The sequence below is a fragment of the Proteus vulgaris genome, from assembly GCF_023100685.1.
In the GTDB taxonomy this organism is placed as follows: domain Bacteria; phylum Pseudomonadota; class Gammaproteobacteria; order Enterobacterales; family Enterobacteriaceae; genus Proteus.
In genome coordinates this window covers 632,114-644,585 of record NZ_CP090064.1, presented here as the reverse complement: position 1 = coordinate 644,585, position 12,472 = coordinate 632,114, and the positions used below count along the sequence as shown (strand labels likewise).

At 38.1% G+C, this 12,472-nt stretch carries 13 protein-coding genes; 8 read left to right on the top strand and 5 right to left on the bottom strand.

The annotated features are described in order from the left end of the window. Positions 1-285 precede the first annotated feature (285 nt). Positions 286-1,002: a two-component system response regulator ArcA gene (gene arcA / locus LW139_RS03165; protein WP_006535263.1), complete on the top strand. Its 717-nt coding sequence runs from the start codon at positions 286-288 to the stop codon at positions 1,000-1,002. 209 nt (positions 1,003-1,211) lie between these two features. On the opposite strand, the gene creA is transcribed toward arcA, so the two are convergent. Further along, the gene (gene creA, locus LW139_RS03160) at positions 1,212-1,670 is read right to left on the bottom strand and encodes a protein CreA (RefSeq protein ID WP_176694743.1); all 459 of its coding nucleotides are present in this window, start codon (positions 1,668-1,670) and stop codon (positions 1,212-1,214) included. Positions 1,671-1,891: 221 nt separating this feature from the next. On the opposite strand from creA, the gene robA reads away from it, so the two are divergent. Beyond that, a complete protein-coding gene (robA, locus tag LW139_RS03155) occupies positions 1,892-2,800 on the top strand; it encodes an MDR efflux pump AcrAB transcriptional activator RobA (RefSeq protein ID WP_166539434.1) in 909 nt (302 codons plus the stop codon). Positions 2,801-2,844: 44 nt separating this feature from the next. Here robA and gpmB read toward each other — a convergent pair whose 3' ends face one another. Beyond that, positions 2,845-3,492, bottom strand: a complete 648-nt coding sequence (gene gpmB, locus LW139_RS03150; RefSeq protein ID WP_166539433.1) for a 2,3-diphosphoglycerate-dependent phosphoglycerate mutase GpmB — start codon at positions 3,490-3,492, stop codon at positions 2,845-2,847. Between the two features lie 51 nt (positions 3,493-3,543). Here gpmB and yjjX point away from each other — a divergent pair, with 51 nt between their 5' ends. After that, positions 3,544-4,080 carry an inosine/xanthosine triphosphatase gene (yjjX, locus tag LW139_RS03145; protein WP_109408072.1) on the top strand — a complete coding sequence of 179 codons (537 nt, stop codon included), beginning with the start codon at positions 3,544-3,546 and terminating at the stop codon, positions 4,078-4,080. 107 nt (positions 4,081-4,187) lie between these two features. Here yjjX and trpR read toward each other — a convergent pair whose 3' ends face one another. Continuing rightward, a complete protein-coding gene (gene trpR, locus LW139_RS03140) occupies positions 4,188-4,499 on the bottom strand; it encodes a trp operon repressor (RefSeq protein WP_072063739.1) in 312 nt (103 codons plus the stop codon). Positions 4,500-4,599: 100 nt separating this feature from the next. Beyond that, on the bottom strand, positions 4,600-6,519 hold the full coding sequence (sltY, locus tag LW139_RS03135; protein ID WP_247850615.1) for a murein transglycosylase: 1,920 nt from the start codon (positions 6,517-6,519) through the stop codon (positions 4,600-4,602). Positions 6,520-6,861: 342 nt separating this feature from the next. Here sltY and ettA point away from each other — a divergent pair, with 342 nt between their 5' ends. From ettA to LW139_RS03120, 3 genes are all read left to right on the top strand, one after another. Beyond that, positions 6,862-8,529, top strand: coding sequence for an energy-dependent translational throttle protein EttA (ettA, locus tag LW139_RS03130; RefSeq protein WP_166539431.1), 1,668 nt, complete (start codon positions 6,862-6,864; stop codon positions 8,527-8,529). A 182-nt stretch (positions 8,530-8,711) separates the two neighbouring features. Beyond that, positions 8,712-8,999 (top strand): hypothetical protein, encoded by a 288-nt coding sequence (locus LW139_RS03125; RefSeq protein ID WP_247850614.1) that lies wholly within the window; start codon positions 8,712-8,714, stop codon positions 8,997-8,999. Between the two features lie 89 nt (positions 9,000-9,088). After that, on the top strand, positions 9,089-9,664 hold the full coding sequence (locus tag LW139_RS03120) for a type II toxin-antitoxin system PemK/MazF family toxin (RefSeq protein WP_247850613.1): 576 nt from the start codon (positions 9,089-9,091) through the stop codon (positions 9,662-9,664). Between the two features lie 217 nt (positions 9,665-9,881). Here the strand turns inward: LW139_RS03120 and LW139_RS03115 are convergent, their stop codons facing one another. Continuing rightward, complete coding sequence (locus tag LW139_RS03115) at positions 9,882-10,679, bottom strand: energy transducer TonB (protein ID WP_247850612.1); 798 nt, start codon at positions 10,677-10,679, stop codon at positions 9,882-9,884. Positions 10,680-10,850: 171 nt separating this feature from the next. Between LW139_RS03115 and LW139_RS03110 the strand changes: the two genes are divergently transcribed. Both LW139_RS03110 and LW139_RS03105 read left to right on the top strand, forming a co-directional pair. Then, positions 10,851-11,399, top strand: coding sequence for an RNA polymerase sigma factor (locus LW139_RS03110; protein ID WP_166539428.1), 549 nt, complete (start codon positions 10,851-10,853; stop codon positions 11,397-11,399). Further along, positions 11,389-12,417, top strand: a complete 1,029-nt coding sequence (locus LW139_RS03105; RefSeq protein ID WP_227336409.1) for a FecR family protein — start codon at positions 11,389-11,391, stop codon at positions 12,415-12,417. The genes LW139_RS03110 and LW139_RS03105 overlap by 11 nt, the downstream gene beginning before the upstream one ends. Positions 12,418-12,472: the final 55 nt, after the last annotated feature.

The following is a 12,472-nucleotide window of genomic DNA, read 5'->3' as shown; positions in this document are numbered from 1 at the left end:
TTGATTTTGATATGTGTCAACAAAAGTTAGCTTTTTAGATGGTATTTAATACAACTGGTGTTATATTGCTGTTAATAGACTATGGGCGTTTTGCATTCTGATTTTAGCGTTCATTGTCGATTAAAATCGTAATTTTTTTGTAATAACGTGATGGTTATTTATCGAATTTCAATCTGGGTCTAGTTTTTACGTGCTAATAACAAAAATGAATAACCACACAAGTGCACACACAGAAGTTAAACACAGATTTCCTTTTTCTATTTTTGGTAATTTTAGGTAGCAAATATGCAAACCCCGCACATTCTGATTGTTGAAGACGAAGTAGTTACTCGTAATACCCTGAAAAGCATATTCGAAGCTGAAGGGTATATCGTACACGAAGCCACTGATGGCAACGAAATGCACAATGTTCTATCTGATCATGATATTAATCTGGTTATTATGGACATTAACCTTCCTGGTAAAAATGGGCTATTACTGGCTCGTGAATTACGCGAACAGGCAAGTGTTGCATTAATGTTCCTAACAGGTCGTGATAATGAAGTAGATAAAATCTTAGGCCTTGAAATTGGTGCCGATGATTACATTACTAAACCATTTAACCCTCGTGAGTTAACGATTCGTGCTCGTAACTTATTGTCACGCACCATGAATTTAGTTAATGGCACAGAAGAACGCCGTTTAGTCGAAAGCTATAAATTCAATGGTTGGGAGCTTGATATTAACAGTCGCTCACTAATCAGCCCTGCTGGTGAACAATACAAATTACCACGCAGTGAATTTCGTGCGATGCTACATTTCTGCGAGAATCCAGGAAAAATCCAAACTCGTGCAGAATTACTGAAGAAAATGACAGGCCGTGAATTAAAACCTCATGATCGTACTGTTGACGTTACTATTCGTCGTATTCGTAAGCATTTCGAATCTACACCAGATACACCTGAAATCATTGCTACAATCCATGGTGAAGGTTATCGTTTCTGTGGTGATTTAGACGAGTGATTTGATTTTATCTCAAACACTTAACTAATAAAAACCCCCGAATATATTCGGGGGTTTTCTTTTATGTAGCATCGTATTAATAAAATAACAAAAGATGAAAATTGATCTCAACAACTATTTTGAAAAAAAATACAGCTATTTTTTAAAAAATATTTTAAACCTTATTCATATTAATTTTATTAATCATTAAGTTATCCAATTAATAAAAATCACTCTTTCCACGGCATAATAGGCACGGCACTGATCGCATTTTTTGGTGAGCCATCAATCACCTTATCGGAATAAGTTAAGTAAATCAGTGCATGACGTTCTTTATCGTAAAAACGGACAACTTGAAGCTTTTTAAAGACTAAAGATGTTCTTTTTTGGAAAACCACATCACCTCGGTTTTTTCCTTTAATCACCTTTTCACTTAATTCAATAGGCCCCACTTGCTGACAAGAAATTGCCGCATCCGCCGTATCTTCAGCAAGACCTAGACTTCCTGAGATCCCACCTGTTTTTGCACGACTTAAATAACAAGTCACATTCTTAACTTCAGGATCATCAAATGCTTCAATCACAATTTTATGGTTAGCACCAAAAAACTTAAATACGGTATCGACGTAACCAATTTCTTCCGCTTTTGCCATAAAAGAAAAAGGGAGTAAGATAGACACTGCTAGCATCTTTTTGAAATTTAACATATTTACTTTGTTCCATTGAAAAGATGAGAGAATAATTAGGCCTAGAATAAAACAATCTTTTGCTAACTGATAGAAGAATTTGTGTACATCAGTCGCCGAAAAAGACTATATTTTACGACTGTCTAACAATATAACTTGTTATAGATGTTCAGGCTATTTACCATCTACCGCAATAAATAAACGAATATGACTAAGGGAGATGTATGGATCAAACCAACATCATACGTGATTTGCTCGCTTGGCTTGATAGTAACCTCGATAAGCCATTATCCCTCGATAATGTCGCAACCAAAGCAGGTTACTCCAAGTGGCATTTACAACGCATGTTTAAAGAAGTTACAGGACAAGCGATTGGTTCTTATATTCGTTCAAGGCGTCTATCTCGCGCGGCTGTTGCATTACGTTTAACGAGCCGCCCCATTTTAGACATTGCTTTGCAATATCGTTTTGATTCCCAACAGACGTTTACCCGTGCTTTTAAAAAGCAATTTGATAGAACTCCAGCACTTTATCGTCGTACTGATGAATGGTGCGCGGTGGGAATTTGTCCTCCTATTACCTTAGATCCTCAAAATTTACCAAAATGGGAATTTGTACAATTACCTGAGAAAAAACTTATTGGTATTGAGCAAACATGTAGCCATACACTTGAGCAATGGGCTGAAGCTTGTTCCGATATGCGCCAAACATTCTGGCGTTACTATATGAGCAAAATAAATGCGGTTCCTCACCAAGTTTATGGCCTTCATCATGCACAACATAGTGATGAACATGAAGATGAGCAACGTGTGCTTTATACCACTGCTGTTGAACCTGATTATGCGACATTTATTGAGGATGATGCAGCCCATGAAGTCTCATTAGCAGGAGGTGATTACATTCGCTTTGATTTCGAAGGTGAGGCAAAACGAGGGGCAATGCAGGAGTTTTTATTCCTGATTTATGGTGTTTGTTTACCTAAAATGGGACTAACTCGCCGTAAAGGTTATGACGTCGAAAAATACTATCTTAAAAATGTGCGTTACAGCAATGAGATGGTGACAGAGCCACAAGATCATATCGAACGCTTTGAATATTACATCCCCATTAAACGTGAAGATGTAACGGCATAAGAAAAAGCTCTCTTGATAGTCACGTCAAAGAGAGCTTTTATTTTTTAGCGTTGAACTTCATCTAATGCTGTATCAGTAAGATGACTCACATCTCCAGCCGTTTCAATCACCCAACCACTGGCAAGCCAAGGGCTGTTTTGATAATCAACACGAGAAATTGAACAATTACGCAGTCTTAAACGACGTTCTGCATATGCAGGTAATCCCAAAACGGTACTCAGCAAACATCCTAATGCAATACCATGGCTCACTAATAATGGGCGGCTATTTTCGGGCAACTCAAGGCATTGATTTAACGCAGCCTGCATTCGGCTCGCTAATTCTGCCATTGATTCTCCTTGGGGAATTCGTCCATCAGGTGTACCATCAATCAAACTCTTGCGCCAAGCCTCTTCTTGTGTCTTTAATGTTGCGATCTCTCGCTGTTCAAGAACGCCCATATTGAGTTCACGTAAACGTGAGTCAGTTATCACTTCACAACCACAAGCTTGTGCAATGATTTCTGCCGTTTGACGAGTACGGCCAAGATCGCTTGAGATAATATGGGTAATACCTGCTGATTTTACTTTTTCAGCAACTTGCTGTGCTTGACGCACACCATTTGCTGTTAGTGGGCTATCAGATTGCCCTTGAATACGTCTCGCCACGTTCCATTCAGTTTCACCGTGGCGAACAAGATAGACCTGTAACATACATTTTTTCCGTTATACTGCTCTAATTTTTCAAAGGATGATTAATTCATTATGTATCATGTCATTGCAGCCACTACGAATCCAGCAAAAATCAACGCGATAAAACTCGCTTTTGAGCAAGTGTTCGGTAAAGATACCTTTGATATTGAAGATATTAATGTCGATAGCCGTGTTCCACAACAACCTATCGGAAACACAGAAACGAGAACTGGCGCACGTCAGCGTGTCATGGCAGCTCGTCAAGTTCGCCCTGAAGCAGATTTTTGGGTAGGTGTTGAAGCCGGTATTGAAGATGATATGACTTTTGCTTGGATTGTTGTCGAACATGGAAAAATTCGTGGCGAATCACGCTCTGCAAGTCTTATGCTACCAGAGCAGATCTTAAAAGGGATCCGTGAAGGCAGAGAGCTTGGTGATGAAATGGCTTTCTTAACTAAGATTGACAACATTAAACAACGTGGTGGTGCAATTGGTTATTTTACCGATGGCCTACTTAGTCGTACTTCTGTTTACCAGCAAGCATTAGTTTTGGCATTAGTGCCAGTAACTCATGATATCTATAAAGAACTCAATCAAAAAGAAGATTAATAATTAATCTGATATGTGTTTTTTAGGTAAATAAAGAAAGCAAAAAGCCATTTAATTATTTGATTAAATGGCTTTTTATCTTTCTAGCTCACATTATTATAATGCAACTATTTTTTCGTCATTAGCTCTTTTTCAAGCCATAACTTCACTTCATGTGGTGCCGTTTTTAAGCTATTAGAGCCTCTAGTAATAGTGGCGATACCAACGCCTAGCTCTTCTTTTAGCTCACGCTGACTTAAGTCTCCCCGCATTAGCTCTTGCACAATGCGTACTCGTGTCGCCAAAGCACTTCGTTCATCAGGTGTCATTAAAAGCTGTAAAATAGGAAAGTGCACATCTTGCTCAAATGCATGTTGTAATAACTCAACAAATCTTAGCCAGTGCTCATTCTCTTCAGGTGATAATGCAGGATCTTGCATCGTGAAAGCCTCTTTTTGCCACACTCATTAACTAGTACAAACTATATCATACTTTGCTAATGTACAAAGAGGCTCCCACGACAAATCGCCTTTTTATCCCTTAATAACGACTATTCCATTCATTCTCAGTTAATACTGGTTGTTGTTCACCCGCAAAATAACTATAAAAAACAGCAAAAGAGAGTACATTTTTGACATAACCACGGGTTTCTGCAAAAGGAATACTTTCTACAAACGCAATCGCATCCAGTTGGCCATTTGCATCAGATAACCAACGATCAACACGCGCAGGCCCCGCATTATATGCAGCACTTGCCAAAATACGGTTTTGGTTAAATCGCTGATAGACAGAATCAAGATAAGCAGTACCAATCTCAATATTTTTTACCGGATTTGTTAACTGCGCACTACTGACATAACCCGTAATACCCGCTTGTTTTACCGTAAATTCGGCCGTTTTTGGCATTACTTGCATTAAACCTGTTGCACCCGCTGAAGAGCGTGCTTGTGGGTTCCACGCGCTTTCTTGACGAGCGATTGCCATTGCATAATTGCGGTCTATCGATTTATCTTTCGTGTATTGCTCAAACTCATTTTTCCAAGCAAGAGGAAAACGTTCTTCTAAGTGATCCCACATTTTTCCTGTAATAGTGGCTTGCACTGCTAAATCAGCCCATTTTTGTTCAAATGCATAGCGTGCTAATTCAGACTGCATTTGTGCAGGTTGTGAAGCAACATAGTTTGCCCACTCTGAGCGCGCTAAGTTATCCATTTGCCAATACATTAATTCACGAACACGTTGTACTTCTGGCTGATTAGGGATACTTGATGAAACACTCGGTGCCTTATCTATCACCATCACATATGGCTTACCTAATTTGCTCGCGGCAACCATTGGATAAAAACCACGACTTTGCGTCAGCGCTTCTAAAATAGCTTGTGCTTCGCTATTTTTACCTTGAGATTGCAATACCATTGCACGCCAATAACGCCACTCTTCCTTATTTTTACTTTCAGGAGAGAGCCTTTCTAACCACAATGCCAATTCAGCAGGTTGATTTTGGCTTAATGCTAGGCGTACACGACGTTCACGCAGTGTATCTGATGCGGTATCTTGAATAACGCTGTCACGCCATTTCACCTGCTCAGGTGTAGCATAAGGCATATATTGCCACGCCACAGTATCACGCATTAATTGGCGTTCACTGGCCGTCATTTTTTGGGCATGTGCGATATTATCCAGTTGTGCTCTTGCCGCATCTGCATCTTTTCTTGCCCAACGTGAAAATGCCGATTGAATGATAGAACGAGTGAAATCGGTTGGTGAAAGCGCGGTTGCATAGCGCCCAACTAAGTTTGGATAGTCTTGTAATTCAACTAAAGCATCACTAATCGTTTGATAGTTTTCTGGAAGGCGTCTTGCTAAATAAGCCGCAAGTCCTGTGTTTCCATTTTTAATTGCTAAGTTAATTCGTTCTAATACTAACTCTGGTGTTAATTGATTAGCTTTTTGCCATTCATCAAAAAGAGGATCACAACTTGATGGCATTGATGTGCCATTTAGCCATGCTTCTTTAGCCCCTATCCATGCGGTTTGAACATCGCCGGTTGCCCACTTGGCATAATAATAGTTACATCTAGCTGCTTTGGGATTCGGTGGATTAGGGCTAAAAGTCAATAAATTTTGCCATTCTTGACGCTTAGCCAATTCATTTACAAATAACGAAGGAAGTGCTTTTGCTGGTGGTAATGTTGGGTATTTCGTGACAAATTCAGTCACCGCAGCAGGCGCAATAACATCAAGATTATCGGTGATTTGGCGATATTCCAAATAAGGATAAAGTGGATAATTTTCTAATGTCGGGAGTAATTTTTCAACTTCATCTGTTTTTTTAAGATCCCATGCAGCTTTAATCTCTTGATAGCGAACACGTTGTTCACTTAATGAATCTGCTTGTGCCCATGTTGAAAAACACAAAGCCCCTATTGCGACTGCTAATGACCACTTTTGCTTAACCACGTAATGTCTCCCACCTCAAATAAAACCACCAAATACTGAATACATTAGCTAATATGATAATCATTAACAATGTAAGTTCCCCTCTTTAAGAGAAATTTTCATTACTTTCAGAAGAAGCACGAAAGGTAGATAAAAACCTCGCTTTTGACTAAGGTTTTCTTTTATAAATCGGGTATACTGGCGACTTTCATCATTTTCGGGTCTTTGGCAAATTACTGACATTGACTTTGCTATTGTTCATTTAGGTGCTCTAAAAACGCAGCTTAATTACAAAAAATTTGTTTTTATCGCGAAAAATGGCACCTCAGAGAAAATCTCTTTTATAATCAAAGGGTAATTATAGTGGCTCAATACGTTTATAGTATGTTGCGTGTCGGGAAAATTGTCCCACCCAAACGACATATCCTTAAAAACATTTCACTCAGCTTCTTCCCGGGCGCGAAAATTGGTGTGCTTGGTCTAAATGGTGCCGGTAAATCAACATTACTTCGCATTATGGCGGGCATCGATACTGATATTGAAGGTGAAGCACGTCCACAACCAGGTATTAAAATTGGTTATTTACCACAAGAACCAAAATTAAACCCTGAACATACCGTACGTGAAGCCGTTGAAGAAGCCGTTAGCGAACTAAAAAACGCATTAAACCGCCTTGATGAAGTTTACGCGGCTTATGCCGATCCTGATGCTGATTTTGATAAATTAGCTAAAGAACAGGGTCAATTAGAAGCAATTATTCAATCTCATGATGGTCATAACCTTGAAAACCAATTAGAGCGTGCAGCAGAAGCACTGCGCTTACCTGAGTGGGACGCTAAAATTGAGAAACTTTCAGGGGGTGAACGCCGCCGTGTCGCTATCTGTCGTCTGCTGTTAGAAAAACCAGATATGCTGTTATTAGATGAACCCACTAACCACTTAGACGCAGAATCTGTGGCTTGGTTAGAACGTTTCTTACACGATTATGAAGGAACTGTTGTTGCAATCACGCACGACCGTTACTTCCTTGATAACGTAGCGGGTTGGATCTTAGAACTTGACCGTGGTGAAGGTATTCCATGGGAAGGTAACTACTCTTCATGGTTAGAGCAAAAAGACGCGCGCCTTGAGCAAGAAGCCGCAACTGAAGTTGCTCGCCATAAATCAATTCAAAAAGAACTTGAGTGGATCCGCCAAAATCCTAAAGGCCGTCAAGCAAAAGGTAAGGCTCGTCTGGCTCGCTTTGAAGAACTGAATAGCGTTGATTATCAAAAACGTAATGAAACCAGCGAACTCTTTATTCCACCTGGACCACGTTTAGGGGATAAAGTGTTAGAAATTAATAATCTAACAAAATCTTATGGTGATCGCGTTCTGATTGATGATTTAAGCTTCTCTATTCCTAAAGGCGCTATTGTTGGTATTATCGGCCCTAACGGTGCGGGTAAATCAACGCTATTTCGTATGATCTCAGGTCAAGAACAACCAGACTCAGGTACTTTAGTACTAGGCGATACTGTTAAGTTAGCATCTGTTGATCAGTTCCGCGACAGCATGGATGACAGTAAAACTGTTTGGGAAGAAGTCTCAGGTGGCCAAGACATTATGCGTATTGGTAACTTTGAAATTCCAAGTCGTGCTTATGTTGGTCGCTTTAACTTTAAAGGCGTTGACCAAGGTAAACGTGTTGGCGAACTTTCTGGTGGTGAGCGTGGTCGTTTACACCTTGCTAAACTACTACAAGTTGGCGGTAACATGTTACTGCTCGATGAACCAACCAACGACCTCGACGTTGAAACTTTACGTGCATTAGAAAATGCCCTGTTAGAGTTCCCAGGTTGTGCCATGGTTATTTCCCATGACCGTTGGTTCCTTGACCGTATTGCCACACATATCATCGATTACCAAGATGAAGGTAAAGTGGAATTCTTCGAAGGTAACTTTACCGAATATGAAGAATACAAAAAACGTACATTAGGTAACGATGCTATTCAGCCTCGTCGCATGAAGTACAAACGTATGAGTAAATAATCGAGTTTATTTACGATACTTGATACTAAAAAAGCAGAGATTATTCTCTGCTTTTTTATATTTAATTAGCTTGAAATTTAATAAATATATTTAAAGTTTAAAATAGAAAAAATAAAGTCTCATTAATCTAAAATAATCCCGAAAACACAGATATACCTCACCATTACTTAACGGATTATATTATGATAAGAATTAATTATTTTGAATTTTATAATTATCAATCTGAAATATTATTAGGTCATGTTATTCTAAATGGTATAAACGAAATCATCACTCCACTATTTAGAGATAATATTGATAAAGAAAATTTCCATCCTATTTTTATCACAAAATCATTTATAGGTAGAAAAGAACACCGATGGGAAATAAAAAGTTCAAAAATTCAAACTCTATCTGAGAATAATATTCTTATAAATATTTGGCTATCTCCAAGAAATGTTCAGATGATATTTACTTATCTCAAACATTAAAAAATAAAAATTATAAAAATGCTAAATCAATATTATATCTTGGTAAAATTATTATTGTTGAATTTGGGCATATCTTCTCATGTGTCACTTTGAATGCGGGTATAAAAACAAATAAACGCTATCCTGATAATATTCAACAGGGTGAAATGCATAAGAGAAGACCTGCGATTGTAGTAAAAGCTGATGACAGAGGGGTTAAAGTCATTCCACTCACATCAAAAAAGCCTCATGACTTAGCCGTTAATGCCTCTATTTTTAAATTATCAGATGATTCAATAAAAAACATTGGTGATCTTGCTAAAAAAGAAACTTATGCTTTATGTGATATGATCCAAACTGTTTGTGTTACGCGAATACTTCCTCCTTTATTTAAATTAAAAGGATACAATCAATATTATAGAAATGAGGATTATCGAGCTTCACTTTGTCGTGGAGATAAAAAATTATTAGATAAAGGGCTACTATCATCAATATCAAAAAATAAATTATATATAGAAATTGAAGAATTAAGAAAAACAAATAAAAATTTAGAATCAGAGTTATATTCTTTAAAAAATGACTTATTGATATTAAAAGAAATGTATATGTATAGCCATGAAAGCAATGCATTATATATTGATGAGGTTGATGATGAGATTTTATCATACAAAAACTCTATTAGATAATTATATTGCTGTCATATTTTCACTATGATACTCTTATTTCGTTGGTGGGAATAAAAGAGGCGGCAATCTTCCCCGCGACGCTGAAAAATTGCGATGCCGACGAACACAAAGATTAAAACTAAAAAACCACCTTATGGTGGTTTTTTAGTTTCTGTTTCTTTAAATTATTTATTTTAATAGTTAGTTTAATATGTAATAAATAATTATAAATAATAACTTAACTCTCTTGCCTATAATCAAAACTTAAAGGCGCAGTAAACGAAATATTACCATTTTCTAAACGATAGCTTTCAGGTGCGGGAAATGGCGAAGCGCGTTTAATCGTATTTAACGCTTCTCTATCAAGAATGCGATTACCTGATGATGTTTCCACTTTCGCATCTAACAACTCACCTTTTGCATTTAGCACAATAGAAACTTGTGTCACGCCTGTCGCTTTAAAACGTATTGCTGTTCTTGGATAACGTTTATACATCTCAATATGACTATGTATCAAACTTTCCCATCCCATTTGCCCACTTACAGAAGAGGAAGATAAACTATTAAATTGAGCACTACTGCTTGTATTAGAGCCAGAAATAGGCGCGCTTGTTACCTCCGATGGAGCTTCTGAGACAGGAAGATCATCAGGTACTTTCACCGCAACGGGTTTTGGCTTCACTACCGGTTTTACTTTCGGCTTTTCAGGAATACGCTCATAAGTGCCTTGTTCTACTACTGGCATTTTAGGTAAATCCAATACTTCTTTCACAGGTTCAGGTTCTGTTTCTGCGGGTTCAGGAACAGACATCACTTTTTCAGGCCCAACAGGAACATCTTTTGTTTCTGCCTGAGCTAATTGATAGATACCTAAATCCATTGTCATTGCGGGTGGTAAAACACCATGGCGTTCATCTTTAGAGGTTATCCAGCCAATGGCGACAACGACTAGCGTTGCATGAAATAAAATACTGGCAGTTAATCCACCAATAGAAAATGATCCACGGCGTGAAAAAGTCGCCGACATACTACTCATAATTCTTGCCTCTGATTTTCTTTCTGATGAATTATAGGCATAATACAAACACAAATGATATTGCTTATTATTAATAATACAATAAAAAATTAGCTTGATAATTATCATAACTTGTTCTCATGAGAAGCAGTAAGAGCTTATTATTTCACTCTTTTTTAGACACCAGAGATTATGGCTAGCGATAAATCATTGGCACAAAAAATTAGTTGTGCCTACCAATCAACCCATGGACAACTTGTGCGTTTTTTCCACAAACGTACGGGTAATTACCATGATGCAGATGATTTGTCTCAAGATGTGTTTACACTATGGCTAAACAGAAAAGAACAAACACCTGTGCAAGAACAGCGTGCTTTTTTGTTCAAAATAGCGAACCACGTTTTGATTGACCATTGGAGAAAAAAACAAAAGCAAAAAGATATCTATCAGGATGATTGTGAATTAGATGACGCTGCTCAAAGTTATGCCACGGAACTTGATCCGGGATATGTCCTTGAACATCAGCAGCGTTTAGATCTACTTAGTGAAGCAATTGAAACATTACCACCTCGCCGTCGAGAAGCATTTGTTCTTTATCGTTTTGATGGATTATCACAAAGCGAAATTGCAGAGCAAATGGAAATCTCAATCAGCATGGTGGAAAAACATATTGCGGCTGCCCTATTACATTGCAAAAGATATGTCGATGCAGGACAGGAGAAATGCACGAATGATGAGTAAGCCGGAAAAAAACATACCGGAAACTAAACCTCACACAGATGAGGGAGCAGATCATCTTTTTTTAGAAAATGATGATGAATTACTCAATGACTCTATTGATGAGCAAGCAGCTCTTTGGTTCACCCGACAACATAGCCAAAGAATGACTCCCAAGCAACGCCAAGAATTTAAAGAATGGATTGAAAATGATATAAATCGGCAAGCATATCAAGATATTGCGGGTATTTGGCGTCAATGTGATGCATTATCACGACCAACAATAACCACTGTTGAAAAGAAAAAGCGTTCTCTTTGGCGCCCCGCTATCCACACTACCGCAACTTTTTGCCTACTCACTGTCTTATATCTCCCTTATAGTCATTTACCCGCATTACTGATGGATAATATGACGCTTGCAACCAGTGACTTACCGAAAGAGATGACCTTAGCCGATGGCTCTAAAGTCTATTTAGACAGGAACACGCAAGTCAGAGTCGCTTATGTACAAGAAGAAAGACAGCTATGGTTAGATAAAGGGCAAGCCTATTTCAAGGTCAAATCAAATCCTTATCGCCCTTTTTATGTTCATGCAGATACCCGATTAATTAAAGTTGTCGGCACTGAATTTGAAGTCAGCCGCTATAATGACAACCAAATTAACGTTGCTGTTCATGAAGGTATCGTTGAGGTTAAAGCAACACCTAAATCCTCTCCTACATATTTGTATGCTGGCTCTCAAGCCACCAGCAAATTAACAAGTGACAGTTTTGTTATTTCTTCGGTCAATATTGATTCCGTGGGAAGTTGGCGTTTTGGTCAACTGCATTTCTTTGAACGTCCATTGAATGAAGTAATAACCAAACTCAAACCTTATCTTGATATCAATATTCAAATTTCCTCACCCGAAATTGCTAAAATGAAAGTCTCAGGGATCGCTAACATTAATGATGCCAAAGACTTTATTACCGCAATTCCACTTATATTGCCGGTTAATGTTGTTTTTACCGATAAAAATAATGCGTTAATTATCAATAAGTAAAAAGAAATATGAAAAATATTCTTTTTTACAGGTGAGGATAATTCTCATTTCACCC